This window comes from Bradyrhizobium sp. 186 (assembly GCF_023101685.1).
GTDB lineage: Bacteria > Pseudomonadota > Alphaproteobacteria > Rhizobiales > Xanthobacteraceae > Bradyrhizobium.
Map to the genome: position 1 here is coordinate 8,298,897 of NZ_CP082164.1, position 24,803 is coordinate 8,323,699.

Genomic DNA, 24,803 nt, shown 5'->3' on the forward strand with positions numbered 1-24,803 from the left:
AAATCGCTTTCTACAGGAGGCGTGTGTGGTCCAGATGTATTTCCACTGCTCCAATACCGAAGGCACGCTGGTCGATCGTTACGGCACCGCGGTCGCCAATCTGACCGAGGCGCGCGATCGCGCCGACCAGATCATGCGCTCCATGATCCTGACGCCCAGCAACGAGGACTGGCGCGATTGGATTCTCCACGTCAGCGGCTCTGACGGCGAGGAGATCTTCGACCTCCCCTTCACCGCCATGCTCGGCAAGCCGCATTGAGGTGATGCCATGCTGGTTGCTTCACTGAGCCTGCTCCGCCAGCCCCTGAACTTCGTCGCCGCCAAATGGCAGAGGCTGGTGAGGATCGCAGGCAATCCCTACCGTCCCGAACTCCACTACATGCGCGGGCCTGGCCCGAAATGGCGCGCCAAGTATCAGGCCAGCCGGCTGGATCGCGCGCTCTGAGCGCTACCTGCTTCTCCTCCCCTACTTGCCGGTGAATTTCGCCTTGCGCTTTTCGACGAAGGCGGTGCGGCCTTCGATCGCATCGGCGTTCTTGCGGATAGAAGCCTGAAGCTCGATCTCGCGGCGGAACTGCGCCTCGTAGCTCGCATGCTCGCTTTCCTCGATCAGCGCGCGCGTCGCGACCAAAGCGCGCGTCGGGCCGTCGGCCAGACGGCGCGCCAGGGTCAACGCTTCCTCCATCAGCTTCGCGTCGTCCACAACCTGCCGTACCAGGCCGATCTCCTGGGCGCGCTCGGCCGTCAGCGGCTCGTTCAACAGCATCAACTCAAGCGCGCGCTGCCGGCCGATCAGCCGCGGCAACAGCCAGGTCGAGCCGAGATCGGGCACCAGCGCAATGCGACTGAACACCTGGATAAAAGTCGCCGAGCGCGCCGCGACGATGATGTCGCCGGCCATCGCGAGGCTGAAGCCGCCGCCGGCCGCGACGCCGTTGACGGCGACGACAACCGGCACGCGACACTCCCGCAGCGCCTTGAACGCCGGCCAGTAGAAGCGCATGACGCCGGCCGCGAGGTCCTCGCCGAGTGCTTCCGACGCCTTCAGGTTCTGGCCCGAGCAGAAGCCGCGTCCCGCGCCGGTCAGGACCAGGGCGCGCACCCCGTCGTCTTGCGTCATCTCGGCGACAGCGTCGGCGAGCGCACCGAGCAGGTCCGGCGTCATCGCGTTCAGGCTTGCCGGTTCGTCGAGGGTCAAAATCCCGACTGCCCCATCCCGCGCCTGTTTCACACCAGCCATGTTGCTCCTCCCTCTGGATGTTCTCGTTAGCCGCAATGTGCCATGGTCGGCACGCTTCGCCAATGCGGAGCGTCAAAGTCAGCGCAACGAAGCCACCACAAACATCAAGACGACATCATGCCTCACCAGTTCAGCCGCGCCCAAACCATTCGTAAACCTGCCGTCAAAGCCAAGGGCGGCATCGTCGCCGCACAGTCGCGCCGGGCAGCCGAGGTCGGCGCGCAGGTGCTGGCGGCGGGTGGCGACTGCGTGGACGCGATCGTCGCCACCACCTTTGCGCTGAACGTGCTGGAGCCCTGGAACAGCGGTATCGGTGGCGGCGGCGCGATGGTGCTCTATCGCGCCAGCGAGAACCGCTTCGAGGTGATCGACTACGGCATGTGCGCACCGCAGAGCCTGCGCGTCGCCGACTATCCGCTTAGCGGCGAAGGGGCGGCCTCCGATCTTTTTCCCTGGCCGCGGGTGAAGGACGACCGCAACATCCACGGCCCCGGCTCGATCGCCGTGCCCGGCGTCGTCGCCGGCATGGAAGAGGCGCATCGCCGCCATGCCAAGCTGCCGTGGAAAGACCTGGTCGCGCCGGCAGCCGCACTCGCCGGCGAAGGCCTGCTGGTCGATTGGTGGACCACGCTGACGATCGCGAGTTCGGCGGCCGATCTACGGCGCTATCCCGCGAGCGCGGCAGCGTTCCTGAAGGACAGCCTGCCGCCGAACGCACCATGGGGCATCAAGTCGGATACGCGGCTGCCGCAGGACACGTTGAAGGCAACGCTGTCGCGGCTCGCCGAAGCCGGACCGCGCGACTTTTACCAGGGCGATCTCGCCAAAAGCGTCGCGTCCGACATCAAGGCCGATGGCGGCTCGCTGTCGGTGGAGGATCTCGCCGCGTTCCGCGCCCATCTGCGTGAGCCGCTGGCGATCCCCTATCGCGGCGGCAAGGTGCTTGCGACGCCCGAGCTCACGGCTGGACCGACGCTGGCGCATGCACTGCGCCTGTTGCAGCAAAATCTGAAGCCGGCAGGCACGCCCGATGCGGCCGCCTATGCCGAATATGCCGCTGCCCTGCAATCGGCCTATCGCGAGCGGCTCAATGACATGGGCGATGCCGACGGCAAGCGCTCGCTCGGTGCTGAATACCTGGCGCCCGCCTGCACCACACATTTCTCCGTCGTCGACCGCCACGGCAACATAGCCGCGGTGACGCAGACGCTGCTCTCATCCTTCGGCTCGAAATACGTAACGCCGCACACCGGCATCGCCATGAACAACGGCATCATGTGGTTCGATCCGACGCCGGGCACGACCAACGCGCTGGCCCCTGGCAAGCGTTGTCTCACCAACTACACGCCGGTCATCGCCGAGACGAAGGACGGCAAGCGCCTCGCAGTCGGCGCCTCCGGCGGCCGCCGCATCCTGCCGGCGGTGATGCAGCTGGTGTCCTTTGCGATGGATTTCGATATGGACCTCGACACCGCCATCCACCAGCCGCGCATCGATGCCAGCGAAGGTGCGATCGTGATTGGCGACGCCCGCCTGCCCGCGGACGCGCGCAAGGCGCTCGCGGCGCGCTTCGATTATGAGGAGACGCAGGTGCAGGCGCTGCCGATGAAGTTCGCCTGCCCGAGTGTGGTGATGCGCGAGGGCGACGTCAACTCCGGCGCGGTCGAGATTTTCCAGCCCTGGGCCGATGCGGTGGCGGAGGGCTGAGCGTCACGACTCCTCCACATTTGCAGGGAACTTACCTGGGCACAGTCCGTTCATTGACCGGACAAGTGCGCTCGCCCTGGTGGAGGACATGATGAAGAAACTTGCGCTCGCCGCGTCGCTGATCATTGCGGCCGGCTTCACGCTAACCAGCCCAGCTATTGCCAAAGGTGGCCACGGCGGTCATGGACACGGTCATGGCCACGCGATGGGCCATCATCACCATGGCACGCCGCCGGGATGGCACCACGGGCGCAAGGTCGGCTGGCGCGGCATGGGCTGCCCGCCCGGCCTGTGGAAGCAAGGCCGCTGCTAAAAATCTCGGTATCACCTGGCGCCGTCCCTCAAAAGGGGCGGCGCAATGCTTTTAGATCCCGAGCCGGTCCCGCACCCGGCCCGCGATCACCGCGCTGGTCACCCCTACCGGCCAGAACGCGTGCATCGGGATCGGCTTGATGCCGGTGATGGGCATGTCGAGCTCGGCCTTGGCACCGCCGGTCAGGCGGCGCGCGAGCTGTGCGCCCATCGCGGTCGACAGCGCGACGCCGCGGCCGTTGCAGCCGAGCGAAATCAGGACGTTTTCCGCGGGTTCGTGCACATGCGGATAGTGATCCTTGGTGATCGCAAGCCGGCTGTTCCAGCCATGGGTCCAGGCGACGCCCTTCAGCTGCGGCCAGAGCCGCTCGGCGTAGCGGATGAGATAGGCGACGTCGGACGGCGAGCTGATCCAGTGCATCGGGCCGCGGCCGCCCATCAAGAGGCGGTTGCGCTGGTCGATGCGGTAATAGACCGTGATATGGCCGCTCTCGTAGAGGACCGGGCGCGTCGGCATGATCGAGCGGGCGACCTCGTCGGAGAGCGGCGCCGTGGCGGCGATCGAGGAAAACACCGGCACGATGGTGCGGCGGAGCGCCGGCCAGAGATCGTCGGTGAAGCCGTTGGTCGCAAGCAGCACCTTCTCCGCATGCACCACTGCGCGCGGCGTCTCGATGCGCCACCGGCTGCCGTCGCGGCGCAGCGCCAGCGCCGGCGTTTCGCCATGAACCGTCGCGCCCGCGGAGATCGCGGCGCGCGTGAGACCGCGGGCGTAGCTGAGGGGATGCAGGTCGCCGCCGCGCGCATCCAGCATGGCGCAGAGATAGCGGTCTGTGCCGGTCAGCTCGCGCAGTTGCTCGCGGTTCAGCAGCGTCACCGGCATGCCGCGGTGGATACATTGCTGTGCGGTCTTGTCGATCGCAGCCGCGCTCGCCTCATTATAGGCGGCCCGCAGCGTACCGTTATGCCGCGCCTCGCAGGGAATCTGGTAGCGGCGGATCAAATCGTGGGTGAAGTTCGTCGTGCCGTAGGAAAATTCGATCATGCGGCGGCCAAGATCAGTGCCGAAATCGGCCTCGATCTGGTCGGGATCGTGCTTCAGCCCGGGATTGGTCTGGCCGCCATTGTTGCCCGAGGCACCCCAGCCAGGTTCTTGCGCCTCCAGCACCAGGGCCTCGACGCCCTGCTCGGCCAGATGCAGCGCGGTCGAGAGGCCGGTGAAGCCGCCGCCGATGATGGCCACAGAGACGCTCTTGTCCACATCGAGCGGCGGCGTCGCGGTCGGCGCGACGGCGGTGTCGGCATAGAGCGAGGGCGGCAGGGGAAGGCGGACAGGCGCGTTCATGGTAAAGACCGATTAGAGCGGATGCAGCACGCGGCGCAAAAAATCCTGCGTGCGCGGATGCTCAGGTTGATTGAGGACGGCCTTGGCCGGCCCCTGCTCGACGATGACGCCGCCGTCGATGAACAGCACGCGATCGGCGACGTCGCGGGCAAAGCCAATTTCGTGGGTGACGACGACCATGGTCATGCCATCGTCGGCGAGCTTACGCATCACGCCGAGGACATCGCCGACGAGTTCGGGATCGAGCGCCGAGGTCGGCTCGTCGAACAGGATAGCCTTGGGCTGCATCGCCAACGCGCGCGCGATCGCGACGCGCTGCTGCTGGCCACCGGAGAGCTGCGGCGGATGGGCGTCGGCCTTCTCGGCAAGCCCGACCTGCGCGAGCAGCGCACGGCCGCGCTCGAGCGCCTGCGCGCGTGATTGCTTCTTCACGTAGAGCGGGCCTTCGACGACGTTCTCAAGCGCGGTGCGATGCGGGAACAGGTTGAAGCGCTGGAACACCATCGAGACCTGGGTGCGGATTTTCACGATCGAGGGCGCATCGCGGTCGACCTTCAATCCCTCGACGCTGATCTCGCCGCGGTCGTAGGTTTCGAGGCCGTTGATACAGCGCAGGATCGTGGATTTGCCGGAGCCTGAGGGGCCGATGATGCAGACCACCTCGCCCTTCTGCACGGAGGCCGTGATGCCCTTGAGTACCTCGTTCTCGCTAAAGCTCTTGTGGACGTCGATAAGCTCGATCATTTCTTGCCCGCCCGCTTCTCGAAGTGACGGACTAGCAGGATCAGCGGAATGCTCATGGTGAGATACATCAGCGCCACCAGCGTGAACACGTTGGTGTTCTTGAAGGTCGAGGAGGCGATCAGCTTGCCCTGGAGCGCGAGCTCGGCGACCGTGATGGTCGATGCCTGCGAAGAGTCTTTCAGCATCATGATCATGACGTTGCCGTAGGGCGGCAGCACAATGCGCACCGCCTGCGGCAGCACCACGCGGCGCATGGTCAGCCACCAGCCCATGCCGATCGACTGCGCCGCCTCGATCTGTCCCTTGTCGATCGCCTCGATGCCGGCGCGGAAGTTTTCGGCCTGATAGGCCGAGTACGCAATGCCGAGCCCGAGGATGGCGGCCTGCAAGGCCGACAGCGTGACGCCAAGATCGGGCATCACGAAGTAGAGATAGAACAGAAGCACGATGATCGGGATGCCGCGGATCACGTTGATCAGGCTGGCGCTGATCGCCGACAGGGCGCCGATGCCGGAGACCCGCATCATCGCCCAGACGAGGCCGAGCACCGTCGAGAGCAGCAGGGAGCCGATGGTGACGACGATCGTCAGCGCGACGCCGCTCATCAGGATCGGGAAAAACTCGACGGCGTCGTGCCAGAAGCCTTTCATCGACTAGCCGTTTTCATCGACTAGCCTTGCGCCTTCAGGCCCCATTTATCGAGGATCTTGTCGATGGTGCCGTTGGCCTTCAGCTTGGCAAGCGAGGCGTTGATCTTGCCGAGCAACGCGCTCTCGCCCTTACGCACGCCGATGCCGACCGAGCCCACGGTGACGGGCTTGTAGCCATCGACCAGGCGCACCTCAGGGAAACCGCCCTGCTTGAGATTGTAGGCGACGATCGGATAGTCGGCGTAGCCGGCCTTGAGACGGCCCGTGTTCACGTCGCGCAGGATGTCGGGGATGGTGTCGTAGGCCTTGACGTCGGCGAACAGGCCGGACTTCTTCAGCGCGTCGACGAAGGCGGTGCCGACCTGGGCGCCGACCGTCTCGCCCTTCAAGTCTTCCTGCGAGGCATAGGCTTTGGTGTCGCCCTTCGGCACCACGAGGCCTTCGCCATAGGTGTAGATCGGATCGGAGAAGTCGACGACTTCTTTCCGCGGCGGCGTGATGAACATCGCGGCCGCAATGATGTCGATCTTGCTCGAGGTCAGCGACGGGATCAGCGCCGAGAACTGCATCGGCTCGATCTGCAGGTTGAGACCGGCGTCCTTGCCGATCTCGGTGATGAGATCGACCATGATGCCCTGGATGGTGTTGGTCTTGGTGTCGAGGAAGGTGAAGGGAATACCGGTCGGCGTCGAGCCGACCTTCAGCACCTGCTGCGCCGAGGCAGGCACCACGGCGAATAGAGCGAGCGCCGCGACCGCGGCCTGAACAAAACGCTTCGACGGCATCGCATCCCCCTTCGGGTCCGGCCGATGGCGGCGCTCGCACGTGATCGCAGACATTGCGGGCCAAGCCGTTTCGGCCTATTTTCACCAATATGAAAATTTGGTCACACTTTCACGGGCGATGCAAGCAGTTTTCATGCACATGAAGGAAGCGGTTTGACGTGAGCGGTGGCAAAAGAATGCGCAGACCGGCCGCCGCAAAAGCGGTGAAAAAGGCCAAGGCGAAATCCGTCGAGCCTGCGATGGATGTCGCGGTCGGCCGCCGCATCCGCGATCTCAGGCGGGTCAGGCAGTTCTCGCTCGAAACGGTCGCAGCGCGCACGGAGCTTTCGATCGGCTTTCTCAGCCAGATCGAACGCGGCCTGTCGTCGCCGTCGCTGCGCGTGCTGGCAACGCTCGCCGACGTGCTCGGCGTCGGCATCGCCGCGCTGTTCGGCGCCGGCCCGGGTGGTGACGGCGTATCCGATCAAGTGGTGACCCGCGGATTGCAGCGGCCCGAGCTAAAACTCTGGCGCACCGGTGTCTCGAAGCAACTGCTGAGTCCGGCGAGCGCCGACAACCGGCTCAATTTGTTCCTGGTGCATCTCGAGCCCGGCGGCTCGACCGGCGACGAGCTCTACACCCATGACGGCGAGGAAGCCGGCCTCGTGCTCGAAGGCGAGATGATGCTGACGGTGGACAGCGAGACGTGGTCGCTGAAGACGGGCGACAGCTTTCGCTTCGCGAGCCGCCGGCCGCACCGGTTTTCAAATCCGGCGCAGGATGCGAAGGCAGTGGTGCTGTGGGTGAATTGCGTGACGGGGGCGGGGTAAGTCTTCTTCCCTTTTCCTCGCTGCGCAAGCCCATCTCCATTCCGTCATCCTGAGGCGCGGGCCATGGGGCGCAACGCGCCACGTGGGGAGCCTCGAAGGATCGACGGCCTCGATGCAGCCGGGCCGTCGCCCTTCGAGGCTCACCGCACGGCGCTATTGCGCCGCGCAGCTCGCGCCTCAGGATGACGGTGATAGGTTTTGCGGTGTGGAAGGACGTTCACCCAAACCGGTGATTGTACCGATCCACCGTCAGCGCACTGACGTCGATGTCCGGCTTCTTGCCGGACAGCATGTCCGCGAGCGCGCGGCCGGAGCCGCAGGACATGGTCCAGCCGAGCGTGCCGTGGCCGGTGTTGAGATGGAGATTGGCGTACTGCGTCGGGCCGATCACGGGCGGGCCGTCCGGCGTCATCGGGCGCAGGCCGCTCCAGAACGTCGCCTTGGAGAGATCGCCGCCGCGCGGAAACAGATCGGTCAGCGAGTGATCGAGCGTGGCGCGGCGCGCGTCGTAGAGCTGGCTCGAATAGCCGGAGATTTCGGCGGTGCCGCCGACGCGGATGCGATCGCCCAATCGGGTGATCGCAACCTTGTAGCTCTCGTCCATCACGGTCGATTCCGGCGCGCCGGAGGCGTCCTTGATCGGCACCGTGATCGAATAGCCCTTCACCGGATAGACCGGCAGCGAAATGCCGAGCGGCGCAACGAGGCGCGACGACCAGCTTCCGAGCGCGAGAACATAAGCATCGGCCTGCAACATGCCGGCGCTGGTCGCTACACCGGTGACACGCGTGCCGTCCGTCACGATGCGGTCGATGCCGGTGTTGAACATGAAGGGCACGCCGAGCGCTTCGGCGTGCTTGGCTAGTGCCTGCGTGAACATGTGGCAGTCGCCGGTCTCGTCCTGCGGCAGCCGCATTCCGCCGGCGAACTTCTCCTTGACGCCTGCGAGCGCGGGTTCGACCGCGATGCAGCCCTCGCGGCTCAGCACCTCGTAAGGCACGCCATATTGCTTGAGCACGGCGATGTCCTCACCCGTGCCGTCGAGCTGCGCCTGGTAGCGGAATAGTTGGAGCGTGCCCTGCGAGCGCTCGTCATACTGGATGCCGATGTCGCGGCGCAGATCGCGCAGGCAGTCGCGGCTGTACTCCGCGATCGGGATCATCCGACTCTTGTTGACCGCGTAGCGCTCGCTCGTGCAGTTGCGCAGCATTTTCAGCAGCCAGACCCACATCACGGGATCGAGCTTCGGCCGGATCACCAGCGGGCCGTGCTTCATCAGAAGCCACTTGATTGCCTTCACAGGCACGCCGGGGCCGGCCCAGGGCGATGAATAGCCGGGCGAGACCTCGCCGGCATTGGCGAAAGAGGTCTCCAGCGCTGGCTGCGGCTGACGGTCGACGACCGTCACCTCATGACCGGCACGCGCGAGGTAGTAGGCAGAGGTGACACCGATGACACCGCTGCCGAGGATCAGAACTTTCACGCTTCGTCAAACTCCCGCGGCATCACGCTCGCCGCTGCAAGAAGAACTCCGCAACGGCGAGAGCAATTATCAGGCCACCCGTTTGATGGCGTCGCCGAGGATCGACATCATCTCGTCGATGTGGCTCTTCTCGACGATGAGGGGCGGCGACAGCGCGAAGGAGTCGCCGCTCATACGGAAGTACAGCCCGCGATTGAAGCAGTCGACCATGACGTCATAGCCACGCGCACCGACCGCGCCGTCGCGCGGCGAGAGCTCGACCGCGCCCATCAGGCCGCAATTGCGGATATCGACGACGTTGGGCAGGCCCTTCAGCGAATGCAGCGCATCGCGCCAGTAATCGGCGATCGACGCACCGCGCGTGAGCAGGCCTTCGTCCTTGTAGATATCGAGCGTCGCGATGCCGGCGGCGCAAGCCACCGGATGCGCCGAATAGGTGTAGCCGTGAAACAGCTCCATCTGGTTCTCCGGGCCGACCATCAGGCCATCATGCACCTTGCGGCTCGCGAACACCGCGCCGCAGGGAACGGTGCCGTTGGTGATGCCCTTGGCGGTCGTCATCAGGTCCGGCGTGACGCCGAAGAAGTCGGCGGCGAACGGCGTGCCGAGACGGCCGAAGCCGGTGATGACCTCGTCGAAGATCAGGAGGATGCCGTGCTTGTCGCAGATCTGACGCAGCCGCTGGAGATAGTTCTTCGGCGGCGGCAGCACCGCGGTCGAGCCCGGCACCGGCTCGACGATGACGGCAGCGATCGTCTCGGCGCCATGCAGAGCGACGAGGCGTTCGAGATCGTCGGCGAGCTCGGCGCCATGCTCCGGCTGATCCTTGGCGAAGGCGTTGCGGCTGAGATCATGGGTGTGGCGGATGTGGTCGACGCCCGGCAGGAGGGTCGCGAACGCGCGGCGGTTGGCGACCATGCCGCCGACCGAAGTGCCGCCGAAGCCGACGCCGTGATAGCCGCGCTCGCGGCCGATCAGGCGGGTGCGGGACGCTTGTCCGATCGAGCGCTGATAGGCCAGCGCGATCTTGAGCGCGGTGTCGACCGACTCGGAGCCGGAATTGGTGAAGAAGATGCGATCGAGCCCCTTCGGCGCGATCTCGGCGAGCCGCTCGGCGAAGTCGAACGCCAGCGGATGGCCCATCTGGAATGACGGGGCGAAGTCCAGCGTCATCAGCTGCCGCTCGACCGCGGCGGCGATCTGCTTGCGGCCGTGGCCGGCGTTGACGCACCACAGGCCGGCGGAGCCGTCGATCACCTTGCGACCGTCGACCGTGGTGTAGTGCATGCCCTCGGCCGAGGAAAACAGCCGCGGCGCCTTCTTGAACTGCCGGTTGGCCGTGAACGGCATCCAGAACGAATCGGTCTTGATGGTGTTCGGAATCTGATGAAGGGTCACGGGCCACGCTCCTTTGCTGACCTGACAGCAGAGCCACGGCTTCAGAAGGGCAACAAGTCCTTTTCTGTGTACCGGCAAGCCATTGATTTGATTGGGGCTGCCGGTCCATAATTGCGCGATCCGCAACACCTGCAACAGGGACTTGGGCATGAGCGTCGACATCGGTGGACGGCTGCGATTCATCCGGACGCGCCAGAAGCTGTCGCAGCGGGAGCTCGCCAAGCGCGCCGGCGTCACCAATTCGACGATCTCGCTGATCGAATCCAACCAGATGAACCCCAGCGTCGGCGCGCTCAAGCGCATCCTCGACGGCATCCCGATGGGCCTCGCCGAGTTCTTCGCGCTGGAGCCGGAGACGCGGCGCAAGATCTTCTACCGCGCCGAAGAGCTGACCGAGGTCGGCAAGAAGCCGATCTCCTACCGCCAGGTCGGCGACAATCTGTTCGGACGCAGCCTTCAGATCCTGAAGGAGCGGTACGAGCCCGGCAGCGACACCGGACGCGTCCCCCTGGTCCACGACGGCGAGGAAGGCGGCGTCGTCATCTCCGGCAAGCTCGAGGTCACCGTCGACGACGAGCGACGCATCCTCAATCCTGGCGACGCCTATTATTTCGAAAGCCGCCGGCCGCATCGCTTCCGCTGCGTCGGCGGCAAGCCGTGCGAGGTGATCTCGGCCTGCACGCCGCCGACGTTTTGAGGCACCGCACACAATAGAAACAAAGCGGCCTGACAACCTATGATGGACGCGCTCCTCGAAAATGCTTAGGATCGCACCAAATCGATGGGGCTAGCTCCAAGCGTAATGTCGAAGATCAGAGAGCACTTCACCACGCACGATAGCATGACCCAACCGGGCCCGTTCGGAAGCCTCTACGAGCGCCTGCCTGTCGATGTGTCTTTGCTGCGCGATATCGTATCGCGGCTCATCGTACATGTGTCATGCGCAGACCAGTACGGAATTCCGGCCGGCATGTCTCGCCCTCGCGAGACGCAATCGATTTCCGCCCGATTGCAACTCATCCAGAGGTCCTTCGACGGGCCGCTCGAGGCCCTTCGCCCTCCGCACAAACGAACATTCGGTACATGCCGTGACTACTCGCTGTTACTGTGCAGCATTCTGAGACATCGCGCGATTCCTGCGCGCGTCAGGTGCGGGTTTGCGACTTACTTCAGCTCAACGCCCTTTCAGGATCACTGGGTTTGCGAGTACTGGTCAACGACAGGGCAGCGTTGGCGTCGTGTTGACGCACAGATCGATGAGATGCAGCAAAGGGACCTCGGCATCGCATTCGACCTGACTGACCTGCCGAATGATGCCTATCTGACGGCGGCTCAGGCCTGGAAACTGGTGAGGAGCGGCGGCGCCGATCCGGATGATTTCGGACACGGCGATGCCCGAGGCCTTTGGTTCATGAATGTAAATCTCCATCGCGATCTCCTGGCCCTCGCAAACCGGCACGTGTCGGTCTGGGATACGTGGCGTAGCGCGACAACAGGAAGCAAACGTCTGGACGACGCCGACATGGCCCTTGGCGATCAGATCGCCATGTCGGTCGAGAGGGCTGAACAATCCGAAGATGGCTTTTCAAGGCTGGGGGAGTCGATACCGCTTACCAAAAACCCGCCATGGATTGATGCGCTCAGCTCCTAGTTATTTCTGGTCTGGACATCCCGGCCCCGATCAGCGGCCCCGAGCCCTGCGACATACTCATCGCTTTGGCGGGACGACAGAGCGTCGTCCCGCCCGCTGCCTCAAAGCTGTGTCAACAACTCCTCGATCCGGATCGGAAAGCGGCGGACGCGTACGCCGGTTGCGTGCCAGACGGCGTTGGCCACCGCGCCGGCGCTGCCGGTAATGCCGATCTCGCCGACGCCCTTGATGCCGAGCGCATTCAGATGCGGATCGTGCTCCTCGACCGTGATCACGTCGAGCGGCGGCACGTCGGCATTCACCGGGATGTGGTACTCGCCGAGATTGGCATTCATGATCCGGCCGCTGCGCCGGTCGGTGATGGCCTCCTCGTGTAGCGCGAAGGACACGCCCCAGATCATGCCGCCGAACAGCTGGCTCTTGACCAGATGCGGATTGACGATGCGCCCGGCCGCGAAGGCGCCGACCATACGCGTGACGCGGATCTGGCCGAGCTCGGGATCGACCTTCACCTCCGCGAACACCGCGCCGTGGGCATGCATCGCGTATTCTTCCATCGCCGCAGGGTTCGGCGCGCCCGTGCCGCGGGCTTCGACCTCGGCGAGGCCCGCGCGCGCGAGAATCTCGGCGTAGCTCTCGCCGCGGCTCTCATCGTCGCGCCGGAACAGCTTTCCGTCGCGTGCGGTGACGCCGGCATTGCCGGCGCCGAACAGTGGCGAGCGCTCGTCACCTGTGGCGAGATCGGCGAGCTTGGCGATGACGGCCGCGCCGGCGCTGTGGATCGCCGCACCGGCGGTCGCGGTGTGCGCCGAGCCGCCGGCGATGCCGGCATCGGGCAGATCGGATGTGCCGGCCTTGAACGCGACGCGGTCGATAGCGAGCCCGAGGCCGTCGGCCGCGATCTGCGCCAGCGCCGTCCAGGCGCCCTGCCCCATGTCATGCGCGCCGATCTCCATGACGCCGGAGCCGTCGCGGCGGATCGCCGCCCGCGCTTCGGCCTGGAACATCAGCGCCGGGAAGGTCGCAGTGCCCATGCCCCAGCCGACCAGAAGCCCGGCATCGTCGCGCGTCTGCCGCGGCGGCAACGGCCGCTTCGCCCAGCCGAAGCGCGCCGAACCCTGCTCATAGCAGGCGCGCAGCGCCTTCGAGGAAAACGGTTTTCCCGTGATCGGCTCGACCTCGGCGTAGTTCTTCAGGCGGAAGGCGAGCGGGTCGATGCCGCAGGCCCAGGCCATCTCGTCGATCGCGCTCTCAAGCGCAATCGAGCCCGTCGCCTCGCCCGGCGCGCGCATGAACAGCGGCGTGCCGGTGTTGACGCGCACCGCATCGTGCGAGGTGCGGATCGCAGGTGCGGCATAGAGCGTGTGCGAGGCATCGGCCGCGGGCTCGTAGAAGTCGTCGAACGTGCTCGACACGGTTCTCGCATGGTGATCGAGCGCGGTCAGGCACCCTTCACCGTCGGTGCCGATGCGCAGCCGCTGGCGCGTCGGTGCGCGATGGCCGACCGGGCCATACATCTGCTCACGGCGCAGCACGAGCTTGACCGGCTTGCCGACGAGCTTTGCGGCCATGACGCCGAGCACTTGCGGGCCGGCCATCAGTCCCTTGGAGCCGAAGCCGCCGCCGAGGAACGGGCTGCGGATATGGATCTTATCCGGCGCAATGCCGAACAATTCGGCGATGCGCGCAAGCGACAACATCAGGCCCTGGGTCGGCATGTCGACCGAGAGATTGTCGCCGTCCCACACCGCGACAATCGCGTGCGGCTCCATCGCATTGTGATATTGTGGCGGCGTCTCATAGGTCGCCTCGATCCGCTTCTCGGCCGAGGCAAGGCCGGCCTCGATATCGCCGCGGTGATTTTCCGTCGGATTGCCGACGCCGACGACGGGCGGCACGAAACTCTCGCCGGCATCGAGCCCGACACGCGCGGGCAGCGTCTCATAGCGTGGCGCCAGCAGCACCGCGCCTTCCGTCGCCGCCTCCAGCGTTTCGGCGATAACGACGGCGATGGGCTGGTTGGCGTAGCGGACCTCGTCGCTCTGCAACACCTCCATCCGGAATACGAATGGATTGGTCTTGATCTCGGGATCGATTGCGAGCGGCGGCTTGTGGCTCGTGGTCATGACATCGACGACGCCGGGATGGCGCTTGGCCGCGGCGACATCGAGCGAAGCCACGCGACCGCGCGCGATGCTGGCCACAGCCATCACCGCAAACAGCATGCCGGGCGGATGGTTATCGGCGGCGTAGGTCGCCTGTCCCCTGACCTTGAGAACGCCGTCGCGGCGGGTCAGCGGCTGGCCGATGTTCGAGCCGTGCCGCAAATGGGCGGGAGCGCTGGTGAGATTAAGCTCAGGCATGGATGGCTCCGGAAGTCGAGGCAAAGGGAGAGGCCGGCAACGCCGGCATGCGCGCGGGCGTACCGGCGGCGGCAAGTGTCAGCGCGCGCACGATGATGCGGCGCGCGAGCTCGATCTTGAAGGCGTTATCGCCGGACGGCTTTGCGTCCGTGAGCGCGCGCCAGGCGGCTTCCTGGAAGGCGTCCGCTGTAGCCGCGACGCCCTTGAGCACATCTTCCGCGGCGCGGGGGCGCCAAGGCTTTGAGGCGACGCCGCCGAGCGCAAGCCGCGCCTGCTTGATCTTGCCGTTCTCGATCTGCAAAGCGGCCGCAGCTGAGACGACGGCAAAGGCATAAGACGTGCGTTCGCGAACCTTGAGGTAGCGCGCGTGCGCGGCAAAGCCGCGTGCCGCAGGCGGCAGGCGTAGCGCGACGATGAGGTCACCGGGCTCGAGTGCGGAGTCGCGTTCGGGTGTATTGCCTGGCAGTCGATGCAGCTCATTGAGCGCGACTTCGCGTCGGCCACCTTTGCCCTCGATTTCGACGACCGCATCCAGCGCGACCAGAGGCACGCAGAAGTCGGAGGGATGCGTGGCAATGCAGCTTTCGCTCCAGCCGAGCACGGCATGGGTCCGGTTCTCACCATCGCGGGCGTCGCAGCCGCTGCCAGCTTCGCGCTTGTTGCAGTGACTGGCCGTATCATAGAAGTACGCGCAACGCGTCCGTTGCAAAAGGTTGCCGCCAACGGTCGCGGCGTTGCGAAGTTGCGCGGACGCGCCGGAGAGCAGCGCTTCCGCCACGGCGGGATAGGAGCTTGCGAATCCGACATCATGCGCCAGATCGGCGTTGCTCACGAGCGCGCCGATGCGCAACGCCCCGTCGGCGAGGTGCTCGATCCGGTCGAGCCCTTCGAGATGCGTGACGTCGACCAGGCGATCCGGACGGCTGACGCCGCCCTTCATCAGATCGAGCAGATTGGTGCCGGCAGCGAGATAGGTAGCGCCCGGCTGGGCAGCGGCGGCAACAGCCTCGGCGACCGTGGCGGGCCTGACATAATCGAACTGCTTCATGCGGAGCGCCTCTGGTTGGCTTCGTCTGCACCGGCCTGCGCCTCGAGCACGGCATCGACGATGCCGGCATAGGCGCCGCAGCGGCAGAGATTGCCGCTCATGCATTCGCGGATACGTTCGGGATCGTCGCCGGCCTGGCCTTCGCTCATCATGCCGATCGCGCTCATGATCTGGCCGGGCGTGCAGAAGCCGCACTGAAAGCCGTCATGGGCGATAAAGGCAGCCTGCACGGGGTGAAGCTGGTCGCCCCGCGCGACACCTTCGACGGTGAGGATGTCGGCGCCGTCATGGCTGATCGCGAGCGCGAGGCAGGAATTGATGCGCTTGCCGTCGACGAGAATGGTGCACGCGCCGCATTGTCCGCGGTCGCATCCCTTCTTGGTTCCGGTCAGATGGAGGCGCTCACGCAAGAGATCGAGCAACGTGATGCGCGGATCGTCGAGGACGAATTCGCGCCGCGCACCGTTCACGGTGAGGCTGATGGAGTGGTTCATACAAGGCTCCGATCAGATATGGACATGGATGATCGCGCGGCGCGCCACCGCCGTGGCCGCCGTCGATTCTGCGCCACCCGGATATGCTCCGGGCCAACGTCTCAAGGAAGATACGGAGGTACCCTCCGCTTAACAAGGGCTGGTGGAAAAAATCTGGAATTCGTCAAAAGCCCGTGCGCAGACAAAGCGATGCAGCCCTGCAAGGGTTCAATCTAACCAATTCGTGATCTACATTGTCGGCATGGACGATCACGCCGACCAGGTCCGGAAGCCTCGCGCCGATGCCGTGCGCAATCGCGAACGCGTGCTCGAGGCGGCCAAGGCCGTATTCAACGCGGGAGGTCCGGAGGCGAGCCTCGAGGCCGTCGCCAAGCGCGCCGGCGTCGGCATCGGCACGCTCTACCGGCATTTCCCGACGCGCGAGGACCTGTTCGAGGCGGTGTACCGGCGCGAGGTCGAGCAGCTCAGCGAGCTCGCCGAGCAATTAAAGAGCGCAAAGGATCCGGTCGATGCGCTGCGGCGCTGGCTGGGCTCCGCTGTCGAATTCGTTGCCACGAAAAAGGGCATGTCGGCCGCGCTGGCGCTGACGTTCCAGAGCTCGTCGGAACTCGCCGCCTTCTCGATGGACCGGCTGACCAAGGCGATCGGCTCGCTGCTCGATCGCGCCGTCGCGGCCGGCGAGATGCGCGCCGATATCAGCCCGGAAGACCTGCTCAGGGCCCTGGTCGGCATGTGCTACATGCACGACCAGCCCGGCTGGCAATCCTCGGTGTTGCGGATGCTCGACGTGTTCGTCGACGGGCTGCGCGTGCAGCCCAAAGCCAAATCGCGCCCAAAGCGCGCCGCCAAGCCGACAAGGCCGGTCGCGAAGCGGAAGCTATAGCTTCATCCAGTCAGGATCGGCTTCAGCGCCTCTCGCTGGAGGACGATGAAGTCGAAAAACGCGGCGATCCGCGGCACCCGCCTGAGATCGGGATGCGTGAGGATACGCCAGCTCCGGGTCAATTCGGCGATCGGACCGAGCACGCGAACGAGATCGGATTCGGCCTCGCCGAGCGCGATAGGAAGCGGCCCGATCCCGACACCGGACCTCACGGCTGAAACCAGGCCGAGCACGCTGTTGATCCGGGCGGCCATCTTCGCATCCGGCGCGACCTCTTTGAGCCATTTGACGGCCCGGTGATTGGCAAGGGATTCATCGAGCCCCACCAGCAGATGATGCGAGAGATCCTCGACGCGCTCCGGCCTGCCGTGCCGTTCGAGATAGCCGCGGCTGGCGTAGACGGCCCAGATCGACTCGGCGATCTTGCGTCCGACCAGCTCGTCGTCGGTGTCGCCGGACCGGAAGGCAACATCGACCTCCCCTTTCGACAGATCGAGGTAGCGGTCGCTCATCACGAATTCGACGCGGAGCGAAGCATGCATCGCGTGAAAGCTATCGATCAGGCCGGACTGAATGAGCCGGGCGACGATCGGCTCCGGACAAGTGACGCGGATCGCGCCCTTCAGATCCTGCTCGACCTCGGTCGTACGCCGCATGAAGTCGGCGACGGTGGCTTCGATGCGCTCGGCATAGGGCAGCATCGCGTGGCCGAACTCGGTGAGCTGGTAGCCTGAGGGCAGCCGCATCACCAGCGCACGGCCCAACCCGCGCTCCAGCTTCTCGAGCCGTCGGTGTACGGTCGACTGGCTGATACCGAGCGCCTTGCCCGCGGCAATCGTGCTGCCGTGATGCGCGACCGCCAGGAAATATTTGAGGTCGTTCCAATCGAACATGCAGGGACTATGCACTTCTGCGGCCCCCTCCCGCAATGTTGCGGCTCCCGAGCGTCAGCGGCGTCCCCTAGCTTGGGGCGCAACACGATTTCATGCGATGGAGACTTCAGATGCGCGCTCAACACGTCCTCAGCGCTGCCCTCGTCCTGGGTCTTTCGGCCGCAGCAGCAGCGCAAGATCATGGCGCGCACGACATCACCAAGCCAAATCTCGTGCTTCAGCAAATGGTTGAGGGGCTGCCGAAGGACGAAAAGCAGTCGGTGCGGGTGATGACCGCGTCGTTCAAGCGGGGCGACAAGACCGTCTATCACACCCACCGTTTTCCGGTGACCGTCTACGTGCTCGAAGGCGCCTTTACGCTAGAGCTCGACGGCAAACCGCCGCTGACGGTCAAGGCGGGCGAAGCGCTGGTAGAGCCGCCCAACGTGGCTATGACCGGCTACAACCGGACCGATGCCGAGACCAAGGTCGTCATCTTCTATGTCAGCGCGGTCGATACGCCGTTTCTTGACCTGCTGTCGCATTAGGCGATTTGCCAGAGCGACCGCATGGCGATAATCTCGCAAGGCCGGAATGAGCCAGGCGGAGCCTTGCCATGCGTGCTCTCCTTGTCCTGATCTGGATGTTGCTGGGCGGCGCACTCGCGCCCGCCGCTGACGACGTCACGGCGGCGCAAGGCGTCATCCGCTCCCAGGAGCAGGCGTTTGGCCGCGACGATGCGGCAGCCGCCTATACCTACGCCGCGCCGGCGATCAGGGAAATCTTCCCCGCGCCCGACATCTTCATGTCCATGGTGCAAAACGGCTACGCGCCGGTCTACCGGCACAAGAGCTTTGAGTTCGGCGAGACCAAGGTCGAGGGTGGCTGGATTGGCCAGCGCGTCCACATCATCGATGCCAATGGCGAAGCCTGGGAAGCGCTCTACACGCTCGAGCAGCAGCCGGATGGCAGCTACAAGATCACCGGCTGCTCGCTGTTGAAGATGGGACAGGCGGTTTAGGTTGCAAACCCCGGCCCGGTCCTGACCGAATTCATGCGCGAGCGGATCAGCAACAACACGACGATACCGATATTGAGCGCATCCCAAGCCACGCCGTTGGCGAAGGCTACGGCGTAGGAGCCGGTGGCATCGAAGATGACGCCGGAGACCCAGCCGCCAAAGGACATGCCGAACACGGAGGCGAAGATCACGATGCCGACACGCGTTGCCGCCTCGCTTGCCGGCATCGCCTCGCGCACGATGATGGCGTAGCTCGGCACGATGCCGCCCTGGAACAGGCCGAACATCGCGGAGATCAAATAGAGCGAACTGAGGCTGTCGAAGAACAGGTAGAACACCAGCGCGAAGCCCTGGGCCACCGATCCGATCAGCAGCGTGGGGATGCCGCCGATCTTGTCGGCGAGATATCCCGAGCCGATCCGGCTGACGATGCCGCAGGCCATCATCAAGGACAGCATCTCCGCGCCGCGCGCCACACCAAAGCCTAGATCGCCGCAATAGGCCACGATGTGGACCTGCGGCATCGCCATCGCCACGCAGCAGGCGACAGAGGCGATCGAGAGCAGCACCGTCAGTGTGTTGGTCGAAAGCTTGAGATCGACCCGCGGCGGCGCCGCGTTGGCGTGATTGCGGACCTTGTCGTCGCCGATCTGCGTACGCAGGACCAGCACGAGTATCGTCATCAGGCTCGCGCAGACGATGCCGATCCCGATATGGGTCATCCGCCAGCCGACGGTCTGCATGCCAAAGCTCACGATCGGCGGCCAGATCGTGCCGGCGACGTAATTGCCGCTCGCGACGATGGTCACGGCCAGTCCGCGATAGCGCTCGAACCAGTGCGAGGCCTCTGCCATCAGCGGCGCGAAGGTCGCCGAGGTGCCGAGGCCAATGAGGAAGTAGGCCGCCACGAACTGCCAGAGCATGGTCGACAGCCCCGCCAGCACATTGGCGACACCGAGGAAGGCGATGCTGATCGCCATCGCCGGCACGATGCCGAAACGGTCGGTGATCTTGCCGGCGATGACGCCACCGAGCCCGAAGCCGAACATCATGAGCGTAAAGGCCAGCGACACCGCGCCGCGGGTGGCGCCGAACTCGGCCTGCACGACGGGAATCACGACCACCACCGCCCACATGCCGACGGCGCCGATCGAGCCGATCACAAGCGCGATCACGAGCCGCACCCAGGCCTGACGGGAGTCGGGGGTGAAAGAAGCCGGTCTTTGTCCTGGATTTGGTGCGTGCACGGGCGGACCATGTTCGGTGATCGTCTAACGGTCAAGCATCGTGCCGCGATATTGGGCATGCGCGGTGCACTGCGGTAAGAAGTGCTTGCGAAATCGCGCTTTGCCATTAGTTTGCAATCTGCGTGTGCATCATGGCGCGCGACAGGTGTTTCGGACGCATGTTTCTTCGGTTGACGCGATCGGTACGGATGAAGGCGGGATGGCTCGTTGCCCTCGCCTATCTGTTCTGCGTCGTCACACCGGCCGCGGCGCTTGCCTGGGGCACGGCGGCGCCGTGCCTGACCGATGACGCCGTGCTGGCCGACCTTGTGCCGGCGCATCATCAGACAAGCCATATGCACGCCGACAACGCGGCGCATGATCATGCCAAGTCCCATGGTCATCACCAAGCCGCTACGCAGGATGCACCCGCGGAACATCATCACGACGGCAAGGGCAAGCCGGGCCCGTGCTGCGCGATGATGTGCCTGACGGCGCTGCCCGCCGATCTGCCGAGCATCGCAAAACCGGTCCAGCCGATCTCCACTTGCGCCCCGGAGATCGCCGTTCGCGTGCACAGCGAGGCGCCGCCCCTGCTCTACCGCCCTCCCATCGTCTGACCTGAACATCACGACTTGAGGCGTCGCGCGTCTGCGCGCACACGCCCGTGGTCCTCAGACAGATCGGGGATGATTCATGCTTACGCTTCTCGGCGCGAGTGCCACCGCCGCATTCCCGGCGCGTGGACGACACTTTCGATTCAATTGGCCGCTGCTGGCCGCGGTTGGACTGGCGCTGTCCGGCTGCATGCCGGCAACAGCGCCGCTCGCCAGCGCCGATCCCGCCGATCCGGCGGCCAGGGTCGCGCGTGTCGGTTATCGCCCGACGATCGCCCCCTACACCAGCCTGCGGCCAGCGACACCGGCACCATGGCGCGAGCGCAATGACGGCGTCGCACCGCAGCCCAAGCAAGACCAGTAGGAGCGCGGCATGGCACACCATCTTGCGCGCGGCCTGCTCGTCGTCGCTGCGTTTGGCCTCTCCGGCTGCGCTGCCTTCTCGCCCGACAGCGGCATGACCGCGGTCGCGGAGCTGACGAGCCAGGCCATCAACAAGGACGTCGCCTTTGTCCGCTCAGCCGAAGGCGGGGCGACGGTCAACGCAACAATCCGCCGGCTGCTGTCGCGCACGCTGAACGCTGAGGCGGCCGCGCAGATCGCGCTGCTCAACAACAAGGGGCTGCAAGCCACCTATAATGAGCTGGCACTCGCCGAGACCGATCTCGTCGAGCAGAGCCTGCCGCCCAATCCCGTGTTCTCGGTCTCGCGCATCAGCGGCAATGGCGCCAGTGAAATCGAGCGTCAGGTCGTCGGCGACATCCTGGCACTTGCGACGCTGCCGTTCCGCTCCGAGATCGCGCGCGACCGTTTTCGCCAGGCGCAATTGCGCGCGGCGCTTGCGACGCTGCGGCTCGCCGCCGATGTGCGCCGCGCCTATGTCCGCAGCGTCGCCGCGAACGAGATGGTGGTGCTGCTGACGGACGCGAAGTCGACGGCGGAATCGACCGCGCAGCTCGCGGTCAAGCTCGGCGAAACCGGCTCGATCAACAAGCTCGACCAGGCCCGCGAGCAGGTGTTTTACGCCGAGACCACCGCCGATCTCGCCACCGCGCGCCAAACGGCAACAAGCGCGCGCGAAAAGCTCGCGCGCCTGATGGGACTGTGGGACGACGGCCTCGACTTCCGCCTGCCCAACCAGTTGCCGCCGCTGCCTCGCCGGCCACTGGCGCTGCGGTCGATCGAGGCCGACGCAGTGGCCCATCGCGTCGATTTGCAGATCGCGCGGCTGGAGCTGACGGCGTTGGCGAAGTCGCTGAACCTCACCGAGGCAACGCGCTTCGTCACGCTGCTCGATCTCGCCGGCATCTCCCGCCGCACCCAGGATCCGGAAGGCGCGCCGTTCCGCGAACGCGGGTTCGACCTGCAGTTCCAGATCCCGATCTTCGACGGCGGCGAGGTGCGGGTGCGGCAGGCGACGGAGATCTACAATCTCGCCTTCAATCGCCTGACCGAGCGTGCCGTCAATATCCGCTCGGAAGCGCGTGACGCGTACCGCACGTACCGGTCCACTTACGATATCGCGAGCCATTACCAGCGCGAGATCCTGCCCCTGCGCAAGATCATCACCGAGGAGATGCAGCTGCGCTTCTCCAGCATGCAGGTCGACATTTTCGCGCTGCTCACCGAAGCGCGGCAGCGCCTGGCGTCGCTGCGTGGGGCGATCGATGCGAAGCAAAGCTACTTCCTCGCCCAGTCCGACTTGCAGACCGCCGTCAATGGCGGCGGCGCACCCGCGGGCAGCGACAATCCGACTACCACCACCGCCACGGCAACGCCTGCCGACGGCGGCCACTGAGATGGAGGCCAACATGTTTTCCCGTCGAGGGTTTTTGGGCACCGCCGCGCTCGTGAGCGCAAGCGCGATTCAAGGTCGCGTGCAAGCCGCGTCGATTCCGGAAGCTGCGCACATGGACAAGGCGGTGATGCAGCCGCCGTTGCATCCGGCCAGCGGCCCGGATTACCGCCCCGTCGTCACGCTCAACGGTTGGACGCTGCCGTTCCGCATGAATGGCGACTGGAAGGAATTCCACCTCGTCGCCGAGCCCGTGGTGCGCGAATTCGCCGAAGGCATGAAGGTGAATCTGTGGGGCTATAACGGCCAGTCGCCGGGCCCGACGATTGAAGCGGTCGAAGGCGACAAGGTCCGCATCTTCGTCACCAACAGACTGCCCGAATATACCACCGTGCACTGGCACGGCATGATCATTCCAAGCGGCATGGACGGCGTCGGCGGGCTGACCCAGCCCCACATCCAGCCCGGCAAAACCTTCGTCTACGAGTTCGAGATGAGGAAGAGCGGGACCTTCATGTACCACCCGCATTCCGGCGAGATGGTGCAGATGGCGATGGGCATGATGGGCATGGTCGTCGTGCATCCGCGCGATCAAAATTTTCGTCCCGTCGACCGCGACTTCGTCTTCGTGATGAGCACCTACCGCGTCGATCCCGGCACCTACCTGCCGAGGGTCAACGAAATGACCGACTTCAACATGTGGACCTGGAATGCGCGGGTGTTTCCCGGCATCGAACCGCTCCCTGTGCGGCTCGGCGACAAGGTGCGCGTGCGCATCGGCAATCTCAGCATGACCAACCATCCGATCCATCTGCACGGCCACAGCTTTGCGGTGACCTGCACCGACGGCGGCTGGATTCCGGAGAGCGCGCAATATCCGGAGACGACCACGGACGTGCCGGTCGGCGCGGTGCGCGTGTTCGACGTGCTCGCCGACAATCCCGGCGACTGGGCGTTCCACTGCCACAAGTCGCATCACACCATGAATGCGATGGGCCATGACATGCGCAACCTGATCGGCGTGTCGCGCAAGGATCTCGCGAAGGCCGTCGGCAAGCTCGCACCCGATTCCATGGCGATGGGGTCGACCGGCATGGCGATGGGCAACATGGAGATGCCGGCACCCGACAATACGCTGCCGATGATGACCGGCACCGGCCAGTTCGGACCGATCGAGATGGGCGGCATGTTCACGGTGATGAAGATCCGCGAGGGGATGGCGCGCGGCGATTATCGCGATCCCGGGCCGTACCAATTCCCGCAAGGCACCGTGGCCTATGAGGTCGCATCACCGGCGGCGGAGCCCGCGCGGCAGCCCGGCATGCCGATGCAGAAAATGAAAATGTAATTGAGCGTTTCGATCCACCCCCAACTGGAGACCACGATGAAGCAGACCACCAAGTTCGTCCTCGCGCTAGCCGCGCTCTCGATCGCGCCCACCCTCGCGCACGAAAATCACGGCCACGCGTCCTTCTCGGCCGGCGAGCCCGGCGATCCCAAAAAGCCCGCGCGCACCATCGAGATCACGATGAGCGAGATGGACTACGAGCCCTCGAGAATTGCGGTCAAGCGCGGCGAGCAGATCCGTTTCGTACTGCGCAATGTCGGCAAGGAGGACCATGAATTCCTGCTTGCCACCACGAAAGAAAATCTCGCGCATGCGGAGGTGATGAAGAAGCATCCGCACATGGAGCACGACGATCCCAACGGGGTGCGGCTCGCTCCGAGCAAGACGGCCGAGATCCTCTGGAAGTTCACCAAGGCCGGCACGTTCGAATTTTCCTGCCTGATCCCGGACCATCGCGACTACGGCATGGTCGGCCACGTCACGGTGAAATGAACCAATGGAGAGAGCCATGAACAAGATCGTTGGCATCGCCGCCGCACTCACGCTGGGCGCCAGCCTGACCCTCAGTACGGTCACGGCCCAGAGCGCTTCAATCGGCGGCGAGGTCAAGAAGATCGACGAGGGCGCGGGAAAAATCACGCTCAAGCACGGGCCCGCCAAGAACCTCGGCATGGATGAGCCCATGACCATGGTCTACCGGGTCAAGGACCCCGCGGTGCTCACACAGGTGAAGGTCGGCGACAAGGTGACCTTCGAGGCCGAGGAGACGGCGGCCGGGTACACCCTGACGAAGATCGAGAAGGCGAAGTAGGGCCGCCGGCATCCCACCATCGTCATTCCGGGGCGCGCCTCTTGGCGCGAGCCCGGAATCCATTTCTCCACATCGTTTGCAGCACGATGGATTCCGGGCTCGCGCTACGCGCGCCCCGGAATGACGGGCTGAAACACCCGTTTCGGCCCTTCTCCCCACTCCCGTTAACCCTTTGCTAACCATACACCGGGCAAAAATTGC

General features: G+C 65.1%; 28 protein-coding genes. 16 read left to right on the forward strand and 12 right to left on the reverse strand.

The window, feature by feature from the left end; translation table 11 throughout:
* The first annotated feature begins 25 nt into the window (after nt 1-25).
* Together IVB18_RS39790 and IVB18_RS39795 are read left to right on the forward strand one after the other, a co-directional pair.
* Nucleotides 26-259, forward strand: a complete 234-nt coding sequence (locus tag IVB18_RS39790; protein WP_247985685.1) for a hypothetical protein — start codon at nt 26-28, stop codon at nt 257-259.
* Between the two features lie 9 nt (nt 260-268).
* The gene (locus IVB18_RS39795; RefSeq protein ID WP_247985686.1) at nt 269-445 is read left to right on the forward strand and encodes a hypothetical protein; all 177 of its coding nucleotides are present in this window, start codon (nt 269-271) and stop codon (nt 443-445) included.
* Between the two features lie 21 nt (nt 446-466).
* Here IVB18_RS39795 and IVB18_RS39800 read toward each other — a convergent pair whose 3' ends face one another.
* Nucleotides 467-1,240 carry an enoyl-CoA hydratase-related protein gene (locus tag IVB18_RS39800; protein ID WP_247985687.1) on the reverse strand — a complete coding sequence of 258 codons (774 nt, stop codon included), beginning with the start codon at nt 1,238-1,240 and terminating at the stop codon, nt 467-469.
* 117 nt (nt 1,241-1,357) lie between these two features.
* Between IVB18_RS39800 and IVB18_RS39805 the strand changes: the two genes are divergently transcribed.
* Nucleotides 1,358-2,947, forward strand: coding sequence for a gamma-glutamyltransferase (locus IVB18_RS39805; protein WP_247985688.1), 1,590 nt, complete (start codon nt 1,358-1,360; stop codon nt 2,945-2,947).
* A gap of 91 nt (nt 2,948-3,038) precedes the next feature.
* Nucleotides 3,039-3,260, forward strand: a complete 222-nt coding sequence (locus IVB18_RS39810) for a hypothetical protein (RefSeq protein ID WP_247985689.1) — start codon at nt 3,039-3,041, stop codon at nt 3,258-3,260.
* A gap of 51 nt (nt 3,261-3,311) precedes the next feature.
* Here IVB18_RS39810 and IVB18_RS39815 read toward each other — a convergent pair whose 3' ends face one another.
* The 4 genes from IVB18_RS39815 to IVB18_RS39830 are packed head-to-tail and all read right to left on the reverse strand — an operon-like array spanning nt 3,312 to nt 6,783.
* A complete protein-coding gene (locus tag IVB18_RS39815; RefSeq protein WP_247985690.1) occupies nt 3,312-4,604 on the reverse strand; it encodes an FAD-binding oxidoreductase in 1,293 nt (430 codons plus the stop codon).
* Nucleotides 4,605-4,616: 12 nt separating this feature from the next.
* Nucleotides 4,617-5,348 (reverse strand): amino acid ABC transporter ATP-binding protein, encoded by a 732-nt coding sequence (locus tag IVB18_RS39820; RefSeq protein WP_247985691.1) that lies wholly within the window; start codon nt 5,346-5,348, stop codon nt 4,617-4,619.
* The gene (locus IVB18_RS39825) at nt 5,345-5,998 is read right to left on the reverse strand and encodes an amino acid ABC transporter permease (protein WP_247985692.1); all 654 of its coding nucleotides are present in this window, start codon (nt 5,996-5,998) and stop codon (nt 5,345-5,347) included. The genes IVB18_RS39820 and IVB18_RS39825 overlap by 4 nt, the downstream gene beginning before the upstream one ends.
* Before the next feature lie 20 nt (nt 5,999-6,018).
* Nucleotides 6,019-6,783, reverse strand: a complete 765-nt coding sequence (locus IVB18_RS39830) for an ABC transporter substrate-binding protein (RefSeq protein WP_247985693.1) — start codon at nt 6,781-6,783, stop codon at nt 6,019-6,021.
* A gap of 176 nt (nt 6,784-6,959) precedes the next feature.
* Between IVB18_RS39830 and IVB18_RS39835 the strand changes: the two genes are divergently transcribed.
* Nucleotides 6,960-7,592, forward strand: coding sequence for an XRE family transcriptional regulator (locus tag IVB18_RS39835; protein WP_247985694.1), 633 nt, complete (start codon nt 6,960-6,962; stop codon nt 7,590-7,592).
* A gap of 217 nt (nt 7,593-7,809) precedes the next feature.
* Here the strand turns inward: IVB18_RS39835 and IVB18_RS39840 are convergent, their stop codons facing one another.
* Nucleotides 7,810-9,075 carry a D-amino acid dehydrogenase gene (locus IVB18_RS39840; RefSeq protein WP_247985695.1) on the reverse strand — a complete coding sequence of 422 codons (1,266 nt, stop codon included), beginning with the start codon at nt 9,073-9,075 and terminating at the stop codon, nt 7,810-7,812.
* A 69-nt stretch (nt 9,076-9,144) separates the two neighbouring features.
* Nucleotides 9,145-10,473: an aspartate aminotransferase family protein gene (locus tag IVB18_RS39845; RefSeq protein ID WP_247985696.1), complete on the reverse strand. Its 1,329-nt coding sequence runs from the start codon at nt 10,471-10,473 to the stop codon at nt 9,145-9,147.
* A 148-nt stretch (nt 10,474-10,621) separates the two neighbouring features.
* Here IVB18_RS39845 and IVB18_RS39850 point away from each other — a divergent pair, with 148 nt between their 5' ends.
* A complete protein-coding gene (locus IVB18_RS39850) occupies nt 10,622-11,170 on the forward strand; it encodes a cupin domain-containing protein (RefSeq protein WP_247985697.1) in 549 nt (182 codons plus the stop codon).
* A gap of 105 nt (nt 11,171-11,275) precedes the next feature.
* Nucleotides 11,276-12,124 carry a transglutaminase-like domain-containing protein gene (locus IVB18_RS39855; protein WP_247985698.1) on the forward strand — a complete coding sequence of 283 codons (849 nt, stop codon included), beginning with the start codon at nt 11,276-11,278 and terminating at the stop codon, nt 12,122-12,124.
* Between the two features lie 101 nt (nt 12,125-12,225).
* Here IVB18_RS39855 and IVB18_RS39860 read toward each other — a convergent pair whose 3' ends face one another.
* The 3 genes from IVB18_RS39860 to IVB18_RS39870 are packed head-to-tail and all read right to left on the reverse strand — an operon-like array spanning nt 12,226 to nt 16,029.
* Entirely contained in the window at nt 12,226-14,487 is a 2,262-nt protein-coding gene (locus tag IVB18_RS39860) for a xanthine dehydrogenase family protein molybdopterin-binding subunit (RefSeq protein WP_247985699.1), read from the reverse strand.
* Complete coding sequence (locus IVB18_RS39865; RefSeq protein ID WP_247985700.1) at nt 14,480-15,535, reverse strand: xanthine dehydrogenase family protein subunit M; 1,056 nt, start codon at nt 15,533-15,535, stop codon at nt 14,480-14,482. The genes IVB18_RS39860 and IVB18_RS39865 overlap by 8 nt, the downstream gene beginning before the upstream one ends.
* Nucleotides 15,532-16,029 (reverse strand): 2Fe-2S iron-sulfur cluster-binding protein, encoded by a 498-nt coding sequence (locus IVB18_RS39870; RefSeq protein WP_247985701.1) that lies wholly within the window; start codon nt 16,027-16,029, stop codon nt 15,532-15,534. Before IVB18_RS39870 ends, IVB18_RS39865 begins: the two co-directional genes overlap by 4 nt.
* Nucleotides 16,030-16,270: 241 nt before the next feature.
* On the opposite strand from IVB18_RS39870, the gene IVB18_RS39875 reads away from it, so the two are divergent.
* On the forward strand, nt 16,271-16,912 hold the full coding sequence (locus IVB18_RS39875; protein ID WP_247991845.1) for a TetR/AcrR family transcriptional regulator: 642 nt from the start codon (nt 16,271-16,273) through the stop codon (nt 16,910-16,912).
* 2 nt (nt 16,913-16,914) lie between these two features.
* Here the strand turns inward: IVB18_RS39875 and IVB18_RS39880 are convergent, their stop codons facing one another.
* Nucleotides 16,915-17,805: a LysR family transcriptional regulator gene (locus tag IVB18_RS39880; RefSeq protein WP_247985702.1), complete on the reverse strand. Its 891-nt coding sequence runs from the start codon at nt 17,803-17,805 to the stop codon at nt 16,915-16,917.
* Between the two features lie 110 nt (nt 17,806-17,915).
* Here IVB18_RS39880 and IVB18_RS39885 point away from each other — a divergent pair, with 110 nt between their 5' ends.
* A complete protein-coding gene (locus IVB18_RS39885) occupies nt 17,916-18,332 on the forward strand; it encodes a cupin domain-containing protein (protein WP_247985703.1) in 417 nt (138 codons plus the stop codon).
* 68 nt (nt 18,333-18,400) lie between these two features.
* Nucleotides 18,401-18,805 carry a DUF4864 domain-containing protein gene (locus tag IVB18_RS39890; protein ID WP_247985704.1) on the forward strand — a complete coding sequence of 135 codons (405 nt, stop codon included), beginning with the start codon at nt 18,401-18,403 and terminating at the stop codon, nt 18,803-18,805.
* On the opposite strand, the gene IVB18_RS39895 is transcribed toward IVB18_RS39890, so the two are convergent.
* Nucleotides 18,802-19,989 carry an MFS transporter gene (locus IVB18_RS39895; protein ID WP_247985705.1) on the reverse strand — a complete coding sequence of 396 codons (1,188 nt, stop codon included), beginning with the start codon at nt 19,987-19,989 and terminating at the stop codon, nt 18,802-18,804. The two genes, IVB18_RS39890 and IVB18_RS39895, sit on opposite strands and share 4 nt — an antisense overlap.
* A gap of 251 nt (nt 19,990-20,240) precedes the next feature.
* Here IVB18_RS39895 and IVB18_RS39900 point away from each other — a divergent pair, with 251 nt between their 5' ends.
* From IVB18_RS39900 to IVB18_RS39925, 6 genes are all read left to right on the forward strand, one after another.
* A complete protein-coding gene (locus IVB18_RS39900) occupies nt 20,241-20,651 on the forward strand; it encodes a hypothetical protein (RefSeq protein ID WP_247985706.1) in 411 nt (136 codons plus the stop codon).
* Between the two features lie 76 nt (nt 20,652-20,727).
* Entirely contained in the window at nt 20,728-21,012 is a 285-nt protein-coding gene (locus IVB18_RS39905; RefSeq protein WP_247985707.1) for a hypothetical protein, read from the forward strand.
* 9 nt (nt 21,013-21,021) lie between these two features.
* Nucleotides 21,022-22,446: a TolC family protein gene (locus IVB18_RS39910; protein ID WP_247985708.1), complete on the forward strand. Its 1,425-nt coding sequence runs from the start codon at nt 21,022-21,024 to the stop codon at nt 22,444-22,446.
* A gap of 13 nt (nt 22,447-22,459) precedes the next feature.
* Entirely contained in the window at nt 22,460-23,791 is a 1,332-nt protein-coding gene (locus IVB18_RS39915) for a copper oxidase (protein ID WP_247985709.1), read from the forward strand.
* A 36-nt stretch (nt 23,792-23,827) separates the two neighbouring features.
* Nucleotides 23,828-24,283: a cupredoxin family protein gene (locus tag IVB18_RS39920; protein ID WP_247985710.1), complete on the forward strand. Its 456-nt coding sequence runs from the start codon at nt 23,828-23,830 to the stop codon at nt 24,281-24,283.
* 16 nt (nt 24,284-24,299) lie between these two features.
* The gene (locus tag IVB18_RS39925; protein ID WP_247985711.1) at nt 24,300-24,602 is read left to right on the forward strand and encodes a copper-binding protein; all 303 of its coding nucleotides are present in this window, start codon (nt 24,300-24,302) and stop codon (nt 24,600-24,602) included.
* Nucleotides 24,603-24,803 lie beyond the last annotated feature (201 nt).